15 protein-coding genes are annotated in these 17,296 nt (G+C 67.0%); 12 read left to right on the forward strand and 3 right to left on the reverse strand.

The window, feature by feature from the left end:
* The first annotated feature begins 43 nt into the window (after positions 1-43).
* Positions 44-586, forward strand: a complete 543-nt coding sequence (locus tag CJ010_RS14005; RefSeq protein ID WP_141020703.1) for a C40 family peptidase — start codon at positions 44-46, stop codon at positions 584-586.
* 64 nt (positions 587-650) lie between these two features.
* Here the strand turns inward: CJ010_RS14005 and CJ010_RS14010 are convergent, their stop codons facing one another.
* The gene (locus tag CJ010_RS14010) at positions 651-989 is read right to left on the reverse strand and encodes a DUF2325 domain-containing protein (RefSeq protein WP_141018607.1); all 339 of its coding nucleotides are present in this window, start codon (positions 987-989) and stop codon (positions 651-653) included.
* 124 nt (positions 990-1,113) lie between these two features.
* On the opposite strand from CJ010_RS14010, the gene CJ010_RS14015 reads away from it, so the two are divergent.
* A complete protein-coding gene (locus tag CJ010_RS14015) occupies positions 1,114-2,136 on the forward strand; it encodes a Fe(3+) ABC transporter substrate-binding protein (protein WP_141018608.1) in 1,023 nt (340 codons plus the stop codon).
* Between the two features lie 53 nt (positions 2,137-2,189).
* On the opposite strand, the gene CJ010_RS14020 is transcribed toward CJ010_RS14015, so the two are convergent.
* Complete coding sequence (locus CJ010_RS14020; RefSeq protein WP_141020704.1) at positions 2,190-3,857, reverse strand: iron ABC transporter permease; 1,668 nt, start codon at positions 3,855-3,857, stop codon at positions 2,190-2,192.
* Positions 3,858-3,978: 121 nt separating this feature from the next.
* Between CJ010_RS14020 and CJ010_RS14025 the strand changes: the two genes are divergently transcribed.
* The 4 genes from CJ010_RS14025 to CJ010_RS14040 all read left to right on the forward strand — a co-directional run bounded on the left by CJ010_RS14025 (position 3,979) and on the right by CJ010_RS14040 (position 7,670).
* The gene (locus CJ010_RS14025; RefSeq protein WP_141018609.1) at positions 3,979-5,088 is read left to right on the forward strand and encodes an ABC transporter ATP-binding protein; all 1,110 of its coding nucleotides are present in this window, start codon (positions 3,979-3,981) and stop codon (positions 5,086-5,088) included.
* Entirely contained in the window at positions 5,085-5,792 is a 708-nt protein-coding gene (aat, locus tag CJ010_RS14030) for a leucyl/phenylalanyl-tRNA--protein transferase (protein ID WP_141018610.1), read from the forward strand. The genes CJ010_RS14025 and aat overlap by 4 nt, the downstream gene beginning before the upstream one ends.
* Before the next feature lie 41 nt (positions 5,793-5,833).
* Positions 5,834-6,583 carry an arginyltransferase gene (locus tag CJ010_RS14035; RefSeq protein ID WP_141018611.1) on the forward strand — a complete coding sequence of 250 codons (750 nt, stop codon included), beginning with the start codon at positions 5,834-5,836 and terminating at the stop codon, positions 6,581-6,583.
* Positions 6,584-6,650: 67 nt separating this feature from the next.
* Positions 6,651-7,670, forward strand: coding sequence for a quinone-dependent dihydroorotate dehydrogenase (locus tag CJ010_RS14040; RefSeq protein WP_141018612.1), 1,020 nt, complete (start codon positions 6,651-6,653; stop codon positions 7,668-7,670).
* A gap of 35 nt (positions 7,671-7,705) precedes the next feature.
* Here CJ010_RS14040 and CJ010_RS14045 read toward each other — a convergent pair whose 3' ends face one another.
* On the reverse strand, positions 7,706-8,437 hold the full coding sequence (locus CJ010_RS14045) for a GntR family transcriptional regulator (protein ID WP_141018613.1): 732 nt from the start codon (positions 8,435-8,437) through the stop codon (positions 7,706-7,708).
* Between the two features lie 234 nt (positions 8,438-8,671).
* Here CJ010_RS14045 and xdhA point away from each other — a divergent pair, with 234 nt between their 5' ends.
* The 6 genes from xdhA to CJ010_RS14075 are packed head-to-tail and all read left to right on the forward strand — an operon-like array spanning position 8,672 to position 17,253.
* Positions 8,672-10,213 (forward strand): xanthine dehydrogenase small subunit, encoded by a 1,542-nt coding sequence (xdhA, locus tag CJ010_RS14050; protein WP_141018614.1) that lies wholly within the window; start codon positions 8,672-8,674, stop codon positions 10,211-10,213.
* The gene (xdhB, locus tag CJ010_RS14055; RefSeq protein WP_141018615.1) at positions 10,200-12,548 is read left to right on the forward strand and encodes a xanthine dehydrogenase molybdopterin binding subunit; all 2,349 of its coding nucleotides are present in this window, start codon (positions 10,200-10,202) and stop codon (positions 12,546-12,548) included. The genes xdhA and xdhB overlap by 14 nt, the downstream gene beginning before the upstream one ends.
* A 13-nt stretch (positions 12,549-12,561) precedes the next feature.
* Positions 12,562-13,635 (forward strand): xanthine dehydrogenase accessory protein XdhC, encoded by a 1,074-nt coding sequence (xdhC, locus tag CJ010_RS14060; protein WP_141018616.1) that lies wholly within the window; start codon positions 12,562-12,564, stop codon positions 13,633-13,635.
* 32 nt (positions 13,636-13,667) lie between these two features.
* Positions 13,668-15,260, forward strand: coding sequence for an ABC transporter ATP-binding protein (locus CJ010_RS14065; RefSeq protein ID WP_141018617.1), 1,593 nt, complete (start codon positions 13,668-13,670; stop codon positions 15,258-15,260).
* Positions 15,247-16,311 (forward strand): ABC transporter permease, encoded by a 1,065-nt coding sequence (locus CJ010_RS14070; protein WP_141018618.1) that lies wholly within the window; start codon positions 15,247-15,249, stop codon positions 16,309-16,311. Before CJ010_RS14065 ends, CJ010_RS14070 begins: the two co-directional genes overlap by 14 nt.
* Positions 16,312-16,320: 9 nt before the next feature.
* Entirely contained in the window at positions 16,321-17,253 is a 933-nt protein-coding gene (locus CJ010_RS14075; RefSeq protein ID WP_141018619.1) for an ABC transporter permease, read from the forward strand.
* Positions 17,254-17,296 lie beyond the last annotated feature (43 nt).

The following is a 17,296-nucleotide window of genomic DNA, read 5'->3' on the forward strand; positions in this document are numbered from 1 at the left end:
TCCGTCGTTTACAGCGTACTCATCCATGCGTATAGTCGCGCCGATGCAGATTCGAGCCGCCCTCCTCGCCCTGTTCCTGTCCGCCAGCGCAATCCAGCCTGCCCACACGGCCGAAACCCTGCCGGCGCCGGTGGAAGCGCCCGCTGCCGACGTCCTCAACGGGCAAGCCAGCTCCGTGCATGAACTCGTCAACAAGGGCATGAGCTATCTCGGCATCCGTTACCGTTTCGGTGGCACCTCGCCCGAGACCGGCCTCGACTGCAGCGGTCTGGTACAAAACGTCTTCCGCAACGCCATTGGCCTGGACCTGCCGCGTACCGCGCGCGAAATGGCCTCGCTGGGCGACAAGATCGGCCGGCAGGATCTCAAACCGGGCGATCTGGTGTTCTTCAACACCATGCGCCGCGCCTTTTCCCATGTCGGCATCTACGTCGGCGACGGACAGTTCCTGCACGCACCTTCACGCGGCGGTGGCGTCCGCGTCGAAGACATGGGCAGCAGCTATTGGGCGAAGCGTTTCAATGGCGCCCGCCGTCTGCTCGACGAAGAGAGCAACACCACCGATCTGCCTACCCTGGCGCGCTGATAGACACACGTCTCAGCCCCCTCAGCGCACGCCCAGCCCCGATTGCCAGGAGCCCCCTGGCATCTCATTTGCCGCGACGTCTGGTCTTGCATCCGGCACTGCAACGCTCGCACTCTTCGCTCATCCTGCGCCCCAGTGCCTGTTGAAGCGCACACACCGAACGCCGGCAACATACGAACATCACCCCCTCGCGTGTCGCCGCGTCACGGAAGCGCTGCATGACGTTGTGGCCGATGAAGTCGGTGAAGAGGATCACCATCTGTATCCCCGACGGCAGCGGAGCACTGCGCCGCTGATGATTGCTGTCGCGACCGCTGACGTGTGCCGCGATACGGATGCCGAATTCCTGCAGAACATCCGGGATGTTGCCGAGACGGTCGGCACCGACGATGAGCGCGTCCATGCGATACACCTTTATGAGAACGATTCGCATCTATCCTGATCCAAATACAATCAGTTTGCAAGTGCGAATCACTCTCGTTACTATGCGCACATCGACAACCCATCCCATGAAAGGCAGTCGCACCATGATGAAGAAGTCTCTCAGCACCGCTGTTCTCGTCGCACTCGGCATGACCGCCTTCGGCGCCAATGCTGCGGATACGGAACTCAACATCTACTCCGCCCGCCATTACCAGACCGACGAAGCGCTCTACGGCACCTTCACCAAGCTGACCGGCATCAAGGTCAACCGGATCGAGGCCAAGGAAGACGAACTGCTCGAGCGCATCCGCAACGAAGGCGCCAACAGCCCTGCAGACATCTTCGTCACCGTCGACGCATCCCGCCTTGCCTATGCCGACCAGATGGGGATTTTCGCCCCCGTCAGCTCCAAGATCCTGGAAGAGCGCATTCCCGCGCATCTGCGCGCCAAGAACTGGTTCTCCTACTCCACCCGTGCCCGCGTAATTGTGTACAACAAGGACATGGTCACGGCCGAACAGGCTCAGACCTACGAAGGCCTCGCCGACCCCGCGCTCAAGGGCAAGGTCTGCACCCGCTCCGGCAGCCACCCCTACAACCTCTCGCTCGGTGCCGCGCTGATCCAGCACGACGGCGCTGCGAAGACCGAACAATGGGCCAAGGGCGTCGTCGCCAACTTCGCCCGCGCCCCCAAGGGCGGGGACACCGACCAGATCAAGGCGGTGGCAGCAGGTGAATGCGGCATCGCCATCGCCAACAGCTACTATCTGGCGCGCCTGATGAACTCCGACAAGCCGGAAGACAAGGCGGTGGTTGCGCGCGTGACGGCCGTGTGGCCCAACCAGCAGAGCTGGGGCACCCACATCAACGTTTCGGGCGCCGGCATGCTCAAGCACGCACCGAACAAGGGTGCTGCGGTCAAGTTCCTGGAGTACCTGGCCTCGGACGAAGCGCAGTCCTACTTTGCCAACGGCAACAACGAATGGCCCGTGGTGGCGGGCGTGAAGGTCGCGAACCCGGCCCTCGAAAAGCTCGGCCCCTTCAAGGCCGACACCCTGCCCATCGGCGATCTCGCCAACACGGTTGCCGAAGCGCAGAAGATCTTCGATCGCGCCGGCTACCGCTGAACGTCGGCGGAATCCAGCAGCTCAGCACGGGGCCGGTCGATCCGGCCCCTTTTTCATGCTTCGCGGCGACGGCCTTTGACGATCTGCCGCGAGATCACGAACATCGGCAACAGGCCGACCACCACGATGGTGAGCGCGGCGGTCGACGCCTCGGCCAGGCGCTCGTCGGAGGCCAGCGTATGCGCCTGCGTCGCCAGCGTATCGAAGTTGAAGGGACGCATCACCAGCGTCGCCGGCAGCTCCTTCATCACATCGACGAAGACCAGCAACGCCGCCGTCAGCAGACTGCCTCGCAAAATGGGCACATGGACCCGCCGCAGCGTCGCCCATGAACCGAAGCCGAGGCTGCGCGACGCATCGTCCATGCTGGGCGTGATCTTGCCGAGGCTGGAATCGACGGTGTTCAAGGCCACGGTCAGGAAGCGGCCGAGGTAGGCATAAACCAGGGCCGCAATCCCGCCGGTCAGGATCAGGCCGGGATTGACGCCGAAACTCGCCTCCCACCATGTGGCCAGCGATCGGTCGAGGCGCGTGACGGGAATCAGCACCCCAACCGCAATCACCGAGCCCGGCACGGCGTAGCCGAGGCTGACAAGCCGGTTGAGCAGTTGCGGCAGGCGCGACCGCGCGAGCCTGGCCGCATAAGCCAGCAACAGCGCGAGCACGACCGCAATCAATGCCGTGACTGCCGCCAGTACGAAACTGTTGCGCGCGAGCTGCACGAAACGGGCGCCGAACTGCGCATCGCCTTCCGCAAAGGCCATCTGCAGCAACAGGGCGGCCGGCAGCAGGAAGCCGAGCAGCAGGGGCATGAAGCAAGCGAAACTCGCCACCAGACCGGGCACGAGCGACAGACGATGACGCACCGGCGAGCCGGCATTGCGCGAGGTGTTGTTGAAACGGGCGCGGCCACGACTGGCCCGTTCCAGCGCCAGCACGATCACGACGAAGGCCAGCAGGGCCGCCGACAGTTGTGCCGCCGCGATGCGGTCGCCCAGCGAGAACCAGGCGCGGTAGATGCCGGTCGTGAAGGTCTGCACGCCGAAATACGAGACCGTGCCGAAATCGGCCAGGGTCTCCATCAGGGCCAGTGCCGTACCGGCGACCACGGCCGGCCTGGCCAAGGGCAGCGACACGCGGAAGAAGCACGCCCACGGCCCCAGTCCGAGCGAGCGCCCCGCCTCCAGCATGCCGCCGGCACGTTCGAGGAAGGCGGTGCGGGCCAGCATGTAAACATAGGGATAGAGTACGAACATGAACATACCGACCGCACCACCCACCGTGCGTACGTCGGGAAACCAGTAATCCCCCTTGTTCCAGCCGAAGGTCTCGCGCAACCCGCTCTGCACCGGCCCGACAAACTGCAGGAAATCGGTGTAGACATAGCCCATCACGTAGGCCGGCACGGCCAGCGGCAGCAGCAGGGCCCAGTCGAAGACGCGTCGCCCGGGGAATTCGTGCATCGTGGTCAGCCAGGCCGTGGTGATGCCGATGGACGACACCCCCAGTCCCACGCCTATGCACAGCACCAGGGTATTGCCGATGAATTCGGGCAGAACCGTTTCGGCCAGGTGCAGCCAGGTCTCGGTGGTGCCGCCAACGAACACGTTGGAGAAAACCGAAAGCACCGGGGCAGCTATCAATACGGCGATCACGACGGCGACCGCCGTCAGCGTCGACCAGCGCTGAGCGACGCGCGCAAAACCTGCCCTGAGTTCCATCATGCTCCCGGTAGAGTGGCCACGGGACCATTCCACGCGGCTTTCGGCGGCAAATTATAATTGATCGCATTTGAATCGCCGCGGTGCAATAATCGTCCGAACCGCATATAGCTTGCCAGTCATGTCTCATCTCGAACTCGTCGGCATCGATCTCGCGTACGGCACCCACAGGGTGGTGCGCGGCCTTTCCCTCCGTCTGGAAAAAGGGCGCATCGGCTGCCTGCTCGGCCCTTCGGGTTGCGGCAAGACAACCGTGCTGCGCAGCATCGCCGGCTTCGAACGGGTCCTGGGCGGCGAGATCCGCCTCGACGGCGTGGTGGTCAGCCGCAAGGACCATCACCTGCCGCCCGAACGCCGCCGCATCGGGATGGTGTTCCAGGATTACGCCCTGTTTCCTCACCTGACGATCGCCGGAAATATCGCCTTCGGCCTGCGCGGCGATTCCACCGACACCCGCAGCAGCCGCGTCGACGAACTGCTCGACCTCGTCGGGCTTGCCGGCCAGGGCGAAAAATTCCCCCACGAGATGTCCGGCGGCCAACAGCAGCGCGTCGCCCTCGCCCGCGCACTGGCGCCCAGGCCCAGCCTGCTCCTGCTCGACGAGCCCTTCTCCAACCTGGACGTGGAACTGCGCGAACGCCTGTCGTATGAAGTCCGCGACATCATCAAGGCAACCCAGACGACCGCCATCCTGGTGACCCACGACCAGCACGAGGCCTTCGCCGTCGCCGACGAGATCGGCATCGTGCACCAGGGCCGCATCCAGCAGTGGGATACGCCGTACAACCTCTATCACCGCCCGGCCAACCGTTTCGTAGCCGACTTCATCGGCCAGGGCGTATTCCTGCCCGGCATGGTGCTGAACGACCGCGAGGTGCAGGTCGAACTCGGCACCCTCAACAGCGCGGTACCGGTGGAATGCGGCATAGGCTGCGGCGGTTGCAGCCGCAACTGCAGCGTGGACGTGCTGCTACGGCCGGACGACATCGTCCACGACGACGCCAGCCCGCTGAAGGCGGAGGTCGCGCACAAGGCCTTCCGCGGCGCCGACATCCTCTACACGCTCAAGCTCGCCAGCGGTGCGCGCGTGTTGTCGCTGGTTCCCAGCCATCACAACCACGCCATCGGCGAACGGATCGGCATCCGGCTCGACGTCGATCACGTGGTCACCTTCCACGAAGACGACACGGACGAAGCCGCAACGCCGGCGCTGGTACAGATCAGCCGATGATCCCCTGGCTGGCCGACCGACCTGCCTTTCCACCTGTCGAGCAGGCGCTGACGGAACCCAACGGGCTGCTCGCCGCCGGCGGCCGGCTGACACCCGAATGGCTGATCGCTGCCTACCGGCACGGCATCTTTCCCTGGTACAGCCAGGGCGAACCCATCCTGTGGTGGAGCCCCAATCCTCGGCTGGTACTGCAGCCGGCCGCGATCCGCATCACCCGCTCGCTGCGCAAGACGCTGCGCCAGCGCCGTTTCGAGGTCCGCTTCGATACCGCCTTCGACGCGGTCGTGCGCGAGTGCGCGGCGCCGCGCGAACCGGGCGGCGGCACCTGGATCACCGCCGAGATCCGTGCCGCCTACGATCGCATGCACGAACTGGGCTATGCGCACAGTGTCGAATGCTGGCAGGAAGACAGGCTGGTCGGCGGCCTTTACGGCATGGCGATGGGGCGCGCATTCTTCGGCGAATCGATGTTCTGCCGCGTAAGCGATGCCTCCAAGGTCGCCCTCGCCCATCTCGCCCGCTTCCTTGAGCGGCACAATTACGCCGTGATAGATTGCCAGATGACGACACCGCATCTGCTCTCCATGGGTGCGCACGAGATCGGCCGCAGCGAGTTCAGCGCTGGCCTGGCCGACTGGACGCGCGAAGGACCACCGCCCCGGAAGTGGAGCGCGATCAGCGGTGCCGATTTCGACTGGGACTGACACCAAGGAAAGCGACAGCCAGAGACCGCAGGCGTAAGAACATGCAGAAGGACTACCCCTACGCACTGATCCAGTTCTACGCCACGGCGCCGTACGCCTGCTCCTACCTGCCCGACCGCATGGCGCGCTCCCAGGTCGCCACGCCCGGGCACCTGATCGATCCGCAGGTGTACAGCGAACTCGTGCGGCGTGGCTTCCGTCGCAGCGGCGTATTCACCTACCGACCGCATTGTGACCACTGCAGTGCCTGCGTACCGGTGCGCATCCCCATCAACCGCTTCAAGCCCGACCGCAGCCAGCGCCGCGCATGGACGCAGCACGCCGGACTGGAAGCCGCCGAACAGCCCCTGCAGTTTTCGGAAGAGCACTACGCGCTCTACCAGCGCTACCAGTCCTCGCGCCACGCCGGTGGCGGCATGGACCAGGACAACCGCGAGCAGTACGCCCATTTCCTGCTGCAAAGCCATGTCGACACCCGCCTGGTTGAGTTCCGCGAACAGGGCGAGCTGCGCATGGTGAGCGTGATCGACCGGCTGACCGACGGACTGTCCAGCGTCTACACCTTCTTCGATCCGGACCAGCTGCGCACGGCTTACGGCACCTACGGCGTGCTGTGGCAGATCGAAGCCTGCCGCCGGCTGCGTCTGCCCTATCTCTACCTCGGCTACTGGATCGCCGAAAGTCGCAAGATGGCCTACAAGGCACGCTTCCGCCCGCTCGAAGGCTACACCGACGGCCACTGGCACCCACTCGACGTCTCGGCAGCGCCGGAAACGCAAAACATCGGCTGAAGGACATAGGCCGGCAAAGTCGGCCGCGGGCTTCGCCGAAGCCGCCCCCAAACGCTACAATCCCGCGATGCTCTACGACATCGCCCGCCCATTCCTGTTTTCGCTCGACGCGGAAACCGCTCACGAATTCACCCTCGCCGCCCTCAACCTCGCCGGCCGCGCCCTGCCCGCCGGCAAACCCGAAGCGGCCGACCCGATCGAGGTCATGGGGCTGAAGTTTCCCAACCGCATCGGCCTCGCCGCCGGACTCGACAAGAACGGCGAAGCCATCGACGGCCTTGCCCGCCTCGGTTTCGGCTTCATCGAGATCGGCACCGTCACGCCCCGTCCGCAGCCGGGCAATCCCCGTCCCCGACTGTTCCGTCTGCCGGAAGTGCGCGGCATCATCAACCGCATGGGTTTCAACAACCACGGCGTCGATGCCCTGGTCGCCAACGTCAGGGCGGCCAGGTTCAAGGGCATCCTCGGCATCAACATCGGCAAGAATTTCGACACCCCGATCGAACAGGCCGCCGATGACTACCTCGCCTGCCTCGACAAGGTCTATCCGCTGGCGAGCTATGTGACGGTGAACATCTCGTCGCCCAACACCAAGAACCTGCGCCAGCTGCAAGGCGAATCCGAACTCGACGACCTGCTGGGCCGCCTCAAGGCCGCCCAGCAACGGCTCGCCGACACGCACGGCCGCTATGTGCCGCTCACCCTGAAGATCGCGCCCGACCTCGAGCCCGAGCAGGTGGTGAACATCGCCGACGCCCTGCGCCGCCACCGCATCGATGCAGTCATCGCCACCAACACCACGATCTCGCGCGACAAGGTCCAGGGCGTCCGTTACGCCGAACAGCAGGGCGGCCTGTCGGGCGCACCGGTGTTCGAAGCCTCGACCGCGGTGGTGACCCAGCTTGCGCGTGCGCTCGGCGGCGAGCTGCCCATCATCGCCGCCGGCGGCGTCATGGATGCGCGCACCGCCCGTGCCAAGCTCGATGCCGGTGCAGCACTGGTGCAGTTGTACAGCGGCCTCATCTACCGCGGCCCCGGACTGGTGCGGGAATGCGTGCGCGCCACCAGTCAGCACGCCAATACCTGACGCAGCTGCTCCGGCCGCTGACCGCCACCCGCCGGTCAGCGCTTCCCTTGCTCCGCCGATGCGGCGCTGCCCGCAACCCGCTGCTCGAGATGGCGGATGTGGGTGCTCATCAGGCGGACGGCCGTACCGGCCTCGCCGCGCTCGATCGCATCTACGATGGCGCTGTGCTCGTCGAGCGCGCAGTTGTGCGCATCCAGCGTGGTGAAGGACAGCACCACCAGCGGCGTGCGGCCGAGCAGCTCCTCGAGAAAATCGCGCAGCACCGAATTGCCCGCCAGCCTTGCCAGCAGACGGTGGAACTCGACCGACAGATGCAATCCCTCGGCGGCCCTGCCGGCGCGATAGCTCGCCTGTTCGCGCGCCACCAACTGGCGCAAGGCGGCCACCGCGCCCGGCGGCGGCGCGGCACACAAGGCCTCGATCACCGCGTTTTCGATCACCCGTCGCGCCGCGAAGATATCGCGCGCCTCGGCCATGCTCGGCGTCGCCACGAAGACGCCGCGATTCGGCCTGTGCTCGACCAGGCGCACGCTTTCCAGCCGCGCCAGCGCCGCGCGCACCACCGCGCGGTTGCAGCCGAAGGCGTCGGCCAGCGCCTGCTCCTTGAGCTGGGTGCCTGGCGGCAAGCGATGGTCGAGCACCGCAGTGCGCAGCACGTCGAACACCTCGTCCGCATCGCGACCGGCGCTGCGGCTGCCGCCTATCCCGCCGAGCAGCTCGGCGAGCGGACGGCGGGCGGCGGGGGCACGGTTGCGGTCTAGTGTCATGGCGGGAGCGGGTGGACGCGGCGCACCGAGTGTCGGGCGACGCTTCACCCCCTGTCAAGAACGACGCTGCAGGATTCGCGACGCCGCTCCAAAAAGGGGCGCCAATACTCCATCTCGCACCAAAATCGCACATAAACCCCTTATCTATCAATATCTTGCATACTCATTATTGTTGACAATCTCAGCATCGGACAACTACATTGAATCCGGTACGAAACAAGGACGGAGCCGCACATGGGGTCCACACCCACCAGCGAAATCCCGGTAAGCAACACGATCCGTTTCCTGCTCGACGACCAGGAAGTGGCCTGTAGCGGCCTTTCCCCGACGACCACGCTGCTCGACTGGCTGCGCGAAGTGCGCGGCCGCACCGGCACCAAGGAAGGTTGCGCCGAAGGCGATTGCGGTGCCTGCACCGTGGTATTGGCCGAGATCGGCGCCGCCGGCATCGCCTGGCGCAGCGTCAATGCCTGCATCCAGCTCCTGCCCACCCTGCACGGCAAGGCGCTCTACACCGTGGAAAGCCTGCGCAGCAGGAGTGGCGTACTGCACCCCGCGCAGCAGGCGATGGTGGACTGCCACGGCTCGCAGTGCGGCTTCTGCACACCTGGCTTCGTGATGTCACTGTTCGGCCTGTACCAGCATCAGCCCGCACCGGATGCCGACGCCATCACCGATGCGCTTTCCGGCAACCTGTGCCGCTGCACCGGCTACCGCCCCATCGTCGACGCCGCGCACCGCATGTACGCCTTGCCAGGCGTCGCGAATGACGCTCCGCTGCCGCGCTGGCACGACGACGGCCGACAGGCGGAAGCCGGACTTCTCGCCCGGCTGCAAACCCTGGACGGCAAACAGCGGCTGGAATTGGACCACCCGGAAGCCCGCTTCTTCGCGCCCCGCACGCTGGCCGACTTCGCCGCGCTGCGTGCGGCCCACCCGGAGGCAACGGTGCTGGCCGGCGGCACCGACGTCGGCCTGTGGATCACCAAGCAGTTCCGCAAGCTCCCGGAAATCCTCTATCTCGGCCGGGTGCGCGAACTTGCCGAAAGCACGACCGAAGGCGGCTGGCTGCGCATCGGCGCCGCGGTCAAGCTGGAAGAGGCTTTCGCCGCCCTGTTGCAGCACTATCCGGAAATGCGGGAACTGCACCGGCGCTTCGCTTCCCTGCCCATCCGCAACGCCGGCACCCTGTGCGGCAACATCGCCAACGGCAGCCCCATCGGCGACGCCATGCCGGCACTCATCGCGCTCGGCGCCGAGCTCGTCCTGCGGGCAGGCGCAGGCACCCGCCGCTTGCCGCTGGACGCGTTCTATCTCGACTACCAGAAGAAGGATCTCGCTGCCGGTGAATTCGTCGAAGCGGTGCGCGTACCGCTGCGGCCGGCCGCCGCGGGCTTTCACTTCCGCGCCTGGAAGGTCTCGAAGCGGCACGACCAGGACATCTCTGCCGTATTCGCCGGCTTCGCGATCGAGTTCGACCAGGGTGTGATCCGCCGCGTGCACCTCGCCTACGGCGGCATGGCCGCCACACCCAAACGCGCTGCCGCTGCCGAGGCGGCCCTGCTCGGGCGCCCCTTCGACGCCAGCGCGCTGTCCGCCGCCCGCGCCGCACTGGCGCAGGACTTCGCTCCGCTGTCCGACATGCGGGCCTCGGCCGCCTACCGCATGCGCGTCGCCCAGAACCTGCTGACCCGCCTGCAACTCGAAACCAGCAGTGGCACAGCCGCAACCCTGACCCGCGTGGACGCCAAGGAGGTCGGCCATGCATCCATCTGAACGCCCGCCACTTCCTCAGGATGCCCAGCCGGCAGCCACCGTCGGCAGCGCGCAGCCGCACGAATCGGCGCACCTGCACGTCACCGGCGGCGCCAGCTACATCGACGATCTGCCCGAACTGCGCGGCACCCTGCATGCCGCGGTCGGCCTGTCGGCGCGCGCCCATGCCCGCATTCTCGGCCTCGACCTGGAAGCCGTGCGCAGAGCACCGGGCGTGGTCGCGGTACTCACCGCGGCGGACGTGCCCGGCCTCAACGACTTCGGCCCGGTGATCCACGACGACCCGATCTTCGCCACCGACGAGGTTCAGTTCCATGGTCAGGCGCTGTTCGCGGTGCTGGCCGAGGACATGCGCGCCGCCCGGCGTGCAGCGCGGCTCGCCGAAGTGCGGTACGAGGATCTGCCGGCCGCGCTCACCGTGGACGACGCCATCGCTGCCGGCACTCGCGTACTGCCCGACGTCGCGCTGCGCCGCGGCGATGCCGACGCCGCGATTGCCGCGGCACCGCACCGGCTGGCGGGCACCGTACGCCACGGCGGCCAGGACCACTTCTACCTCGAATCGCACGTCGCCTACGCCATCCCGCGCGAAGACCGGACCATGCACGTGCACTCGTCCAGCCAGCATCCGGGCGAGGTCCAGTTGCAGGTGGCGCATGCGCTCGGGCGCGACGCCAAAGACGTGGTCATCGAATGCCGCCGCATGGGTGGCGGCTTCGGCGGCAAGGAAAGCCAGCCCGGCCAGATTGCGGCGATCGCGGCCATCGGCGCCTGGCATACCGGCCGACCGGTCAAGCTGCGGCTGGACCGCGACGACGACATGGTGATGACAGGCAAGCGCCACGACTTCCGCATCGACTGGGAAGCCGGCTTCGACGACGACGGCCGCATCCTCGGCGTGCGCTTCCGCCAGGCCTGCCGTGCCGGCTACTCGGCCGACCTCACCGGCGCCATTGCCGACCGCGCGATGTTCCACGCAGACAACGCCTACTACCTTGAAAACGTCGCCATCGATTCGCTGCGCTGCAAGACCAACACGGTCTCCAACACCGCCTTCCGCGGCTTTGGCGGACCGCAGGGCATGTTCGGCATCGAGGAAGTGGTGGACGCCATCGCCCGCCACCTTGGCCGCGACCCGCTCGCGGTGCGCAAGCTCAACTACTATGGCGTCAACGAGCGCAATACCACCCACTACGGCCAGACCATCGTCGACAACGTCATCCCGGAGCTCACCGAAACGCTGGAGGCGGACTGCGACTACCACGCCCGTCGCGCCGCCATCCGCGCGTGGAACGCCGCCAGCCCCGTCATCAAGAAAGGAATCGCGCTCACCCCGGTGAAGTTCGGCATCTCCTTCACCGCCACCCACCTCAACCAGGCCGGCGCCCTGCTCCACGTCTATACCGACGGCACCGTGCTGCTCAACCACGGCGGCACCGAGATGGGCCAGGGGCTCTTCACCAAGGTCGCCCAGGTCGTCGCCGAAGAATTGCAGATCGACCTCGACCGCATCCGCGTCACCGCCTCGGACACCTCGCGTGTGCCCAACGCGTCCGCCACCGCCGCCTCCAGCGGCGCCGACCTCAACGGCAAGGCGGCACAGGACGCGGCACGCAAGATCAAGGCGCGGCTCGCGGAATTCGCCGCGGCGAAGTTCGGCGTGCGCGAGGACGAAGTCGTGTTCCGCGCCAACCGGGTGCACGCCGGCGCCGCCAGCCTGAGCTTTGCCGAGCTCGCGCACGCCGCCTGGATGGCGCGGGTGTCGCTGTCGGCCACCGGCTTCTATCGTACGCCCAAGATCGCCTACGACCGCAGCACCCTGTCCGGCCGCCCCTTCTACTACTATGCCTATGGCGTGGCCTGCAGCGAGATCGCCATCGACACGCTGACCGGCGAATCCAGAGTGTTGCGCGTCGACATCCTGCACGACGTCGGGCGCTCGCTGAACCCGGCGATCGATCTCGGCCAGATCGAAGGCGGTTTCATCCAGGGCATGGGCTGGCTGACGATGGAAGAGCTGTGCTGGGACGAGACCGGCCGGCTGCGCACCCACGCCCCTTCCACCTACAAGATTCCAGCCGTGTCGGACGTGCCCGCCGTGTTCAAGGTCAGGCTGTGGGAGCGCGGCATCAACGCCGAGGACTCCATCTTCCGCTCCAAGGCGGTGGGCGAACCGCCCCTCATGCTGGCGCTGTCGGTGTGGCATGCGATCAAGGATGCGGTGGCCGCGGCCGCCGATTATCGCGTCGCGCCTACGCTCGACGCCCCCGCCACCGCGGAAGAAATCCTGCGCAGCGTGGATGCGGCGCGGCAGGCCGCCGGCCTGGCAGTTTGAAGGACCATCGGCCATGCCTGTCCTCGCCCTGCTCGACGCCTTGGCAGAACGGCTTGCGGCCGGCACGCCCGCGGTGTGGGTCAGCGTGGCCGCCGCGCGCGGTTCGGTGCCGCGCGGCCCCGGTACGCGCATGCTGGTGGATGCCCGCCATGTCACCGGTACCATCGGCGGTGGACACCTCGAACTGCGCGCTATCGAAATCGCCCGCGCCATGCTCGTGGAGACCAACCCCGACCGGCCACCGCCTGCCCGCCTGGAACGCTTGCCGCTCGGCGCCAGCCTCGGCCAGTGCTGTGGTGGCGTCGTCCAGCTGGCCTTCGATGTCGTCCTACCCGGCCGGGCCGACTGGCTGGAGATTGCCCGCGATCTCGCTACGGCACGGCAGGACTGGGCTCGCATCGTTACCCTGGGCGGACAGCTGGTTCGGGTTGCCGCCACACGCGATCTGCTCGCCGATGCCACCCGCCCCAACCTCGCCGCGGTGGTCGCCCGCCTGCTGGAGGTACCGGCCGATAACGCTGCCCTGACCGGCGAACGCCTGCCGGGACTCAGCCACCTCGTCGAGACCTTCCGTCAGCCCGAACTGCACCTGGCACTGTTCGGGGCCGGCCATGTCGGCCGCGCGCTGGTCGAAACCCTCGCCCGCCTGCCGGTCCGCGTTACCTGGATAGACTCGCGCGAAAGCGAATTTCTGGCCTGGATGCCGCACAATGTCACGCCTGTGCTGACCGATGCACCGGAAGACGAGGTCCGCCGGCTGCCGGCAGATACTGCCGTGTTGGTGACGACACACAGCCACGCGCTCGACCTCGAGCTGGTGCGCGCCTGGCTGACCCGCGGCGACTTCCGCTTTCTCGGCCTGATCGGCTCGAAAACCAAACGCGCCAGCTTCGAGCACAAGCTGCGGGCGCGCGGTTTCGACGCCGCAGCGCTGGCGCGACTGGTCTGCCCGGTGGGCGATACCCGCGTGATCGGCAAGGAACCGGAGGTGATCGCCATCGCGATCGCCGCACAGTTGATGAGTTTGCGTCGCAGCCAGGCCTCGGCCGCCCGGAGCCAGCCCGGCAAGGCGCTTTCCGGCGGCTGACGAACAAGGCCAACAGGGAGAACAAGAACACGATGAGCACCGCGACGAGTTCGCCGGCCGCTGCGCCGCCGCGCCTTGAGCTGAAGAGCATACGCAAGGTCTATCCGGGTGTGGTCGCCAACGACGGCGTCGACCTTGCCGTCGCCCCCGGCGAAATCCACGCCGTGCTCGGCGAGAACGGCGCCGGAAAGTCGACGCTGATGAAGATCATCTACGGCGTCACCCAGGCCACCGCGGGCGAAATCCGCTGGGAGGGCCAGCCGGTCGCGGTGACCAACCCGGCCCATGCGCGCGAACTCGGCATCGGCATGGTGTTCCAGCACTTCTCGCTGTTCGAGACGCTGACCGTGGTGCAGAACGTGGCGCTGGCCCTGGCCGACAAGCCCGATCTCGGCGAACTCGCCCGGCGCATCGAGGAGGTATCGCAGCGCTACGGCCTGCCGGTAGATCCGCGCCGGCATGTCCATGCGCTGTCGGTCGGCGAACGCCAGCGGGTGGAGATCGTGCGCTGCCTGCTGCAGCGGCCCAAGCTGCTGATCATGGACGAACCGACCTCGGTGCTCACGCCGCAGGCGGTGAAGACCCTGTTCGAGACCCTGCGCCAGCTCGCCGCCGAAGGCTGCTCCATCCTCTACATCAGCCACAAGCTCGACGAGATCCAGGCGCTATGCCACAGCGCCACCGTGCTGCGCGGCGGGCGCGTCACCGGCCACTGCCGGCCGGCGGACGAAACACCGGAATCGATGGCGCGGCTGATGATAGGCAAGGATCTGCCGCGCTGTAAGCATCCGCCGGCAGTGCTCGACGGCGAGCTGCGCCTGCGCCTGGCCGGCCTGTCGCACGCGTCGCGCGATCCCTTCGGCACCGACCTGCGCGACATCCATCTCGATGTGCACGCCGGCGAGATCGTCGGCATCGCCGGCGTTTCCGGCAACGGCCAGCAGGAATTGCTGCGGGTGATTTCCGGCGAGGAGCCGATCGCCGAGAAATTCCCGGTGCAGATCCTCGGCATCGAGGCCGGCCGGCTGGATGCCGCCCGCCGGCGCGCCCTCGGCATGTGCTTCGTGCCCGAAGAGCGCCTGGGCCGCGGTGCCGTACCGACGATGTCGCTGGCGGACAACGCCATGCTCACCGCCACCCGCTCGCAGGGCTTCGTGCGCGGCGGGCTGCTGGCCTTCGGCAAGGCCCGCGCCTTCGCCGAAGACTGCATCGCCCGGTTCGGCGTCAAGTGCAACGGCGCCGGCTCGGCCGCGCGCTCGCTCTCGGGCGGCAACCTGCAGAAGTTCATCATGGGCCGCGAGATCCTGCAGGCGCCCCGCCTCTTCGTCTGCGCGCAACCCACCTGGGGCGTGGACGTCGGCGCCGCAGCCTTCATCCGCCAGGCCATCATCGACCTGCGCCAGCGCGGCTGCGCGGTGCTGGTGGTTTCCGAGGAGCTGGACGAGTTGTTCGAGATCTGCGACCGCATCGCAGTCATCGCCAAGGGCCGGCTGTCGCCGGTACGCTCCATCTCCAGCACCTCGGTGGAAGACATCGGCGTGTGGATGAGCGGCCTGTGGCCCGGTTCGGGCATCGCGGCACCCGCGGACACCAGGCACAAGGGGGTGACGCATGCTCCGGCTTGAACCACGCGCCCAGGCCTCGCGGCTGATGAGCTATCTCTCGCCGCTGCTCGCCGCGGTGCTCACCCTGGTGGCCGGGCTGGCGGTGTTCGCTGCACTGGGCAAGGATCCTCTGGAAGGCCTGCGGCTCTTCCTCGGCTATCCGCTGAAGGATCTCTACGGCATCTCCGAACTGCTGCTGAAGGCGACGCCGCTGATGCTGTGCGCGATCGGCCTGGCGGTCGGTTTTCGCGCCAACGTCTGGAACATCGGCGCCGAAGGCCAGTTCATGCTCGGCGCGGTGGGCGCAACCGGCGTGGCGCTGTACTTCCACGAATCGGAAAGCGCGCTGGTGCTGCCGCTGATGGTGCTGGCCGGCGCCACCGCCGGCGCGGCCTGGGCGGCGATCCCGGCGCTGCTCAAGACGCGCTTCAACGCCAACGAGATCCTGGTGTCGCTGATGCTGGTGTATGTCGCCCAGCTTTTCGTCTCGTGGCTGGTGTTCGGCCCGTGGAAGGATCCGGAAGGCTTCAACTTCCCGCAGACGGCAATGTTCGGCAACGCGGCCCTGATGCCGGTGCTGCTGGAAGGAACCCGCCTGCATTTCGGCCTGGTGCTGGCCATCGTCGCGCTGATCGCCGGCCATGTGTTCATGAACCGCAGCTACACCGGTTTCAAGATGCGGGTCGCGGGAGAGGCCGGCGAAGCCGCACGCTACGCCGGTTTCTCGGCCCGCCGCATGATCTGGATCGGGCTGCTCACCGGTGGTGCCGCCGCCGGCCTGGCCGGCATGAGCGAGGTCGCCGGGCCGATGGGCCAGCTCACCGACAAGGTCAGCCTGGGCTACGGCTTCGCTGCCATCATCGTCGCCTTCGTCGGGCGCCTGCATCCGCTGGGCATCGCGCTCGCCAGCCTGCTGATGGCGCTGCTCTATATCGGCGGCGAGCAGGTTCAGCAGTACATGAACCTGCCGAGTTCGATCTCGCTGGTTTTCCAGGGCCTGCTGCTGTTCTTCCTGCTCGGCGCCGACGTCTTCATCCACTACCGGCTGCGCTTCGGCCGCGCCACCGCCTGAGGACGGACCATGGATGCCTCCCTCTTCACTTCCATGCTGTTCGCCACCGTGGTGGCCGGCACCCCGCTCATCATCGTCGCCCTCGGCCTGCTGGTGAACGAAAAGGCCGGCGTACTCAACCTCGGCGCCGAAGGCATGATGGCGATGGGGGCGGTCGCCGCCTTCGCCGTCACCCACCACAGCGGCAGCCCCTGGCTGGGCGTGCTCGCCGGCATACTGGCCGGCGCGGCGGTGTCCGTGCTGTTCGGCTTCCTGGTACTGACGCTGCAAGCCAACCAGGTGGCCTCCGGGCTGGCGCTGGCCATCTTCGGCGTCGGTCTGTCGGCCTTCATCGGCAAACCCTACGAGTCGATCGCGCTGCCGGCGGTGCCGGCCATCCGCATTCCCTTCATCGCCGACATCCCGCTGATCGGCGAGGCGCTGTACAACCAGCAGGCGCTGGTCTATCTGTCGTGGGCGCTGTTCTGGAGCGTGGTCTGGTTCCTCTACCGCAGCCGTGCCGGCCTGGTGCTGCGTGCGGTTGGCGAATCGCCTGCCTCGGCCCATGCGATCGGGCATCCGGTGCTTCGCATCCGCTACCTCGCGGTGCTGTTCGGCGGCGCGATGGCGGGCCTGGGCGGCGCCTTCCTCTCGGTGTTCTACACGCCGATGTGGGTGGAGGGCATGGTCGCAGGTCGCGGATGGATCGCGCTTGCGCTGGTGGTGTTCGCCACCTGGCGGCCGCTGCGGGTGATGGTGGGCGCTTATCTCTTCGGCGGCGTGATGATCACCCAACTCTTCATCCAGGGCTCCGGCCTGCAGATCGACTTTCCGTCGCAGTTCCTCTCGTCCCTGCCGTACTGGGCGACCATCGTGGTGCTGGTGGCGATCTCCCGCAATGCCAACGCCATCCGCCTGAACTCGCCCATTTCGCTGGGCAAACCCTACCGGCCCGACGCCTGACCAGCGCCCGGCCGTCCCCTTCACATCAAGACGAAGACACCGA

It is taken from the genome of Azoarcus sp. DD4, assembly GCF_006496635.1.
GTDB lineage: Bacteria > Pseudomonadota > Gammaproteobacteria > Burkholderiales > Rhodocyclaceae > Azoarcus.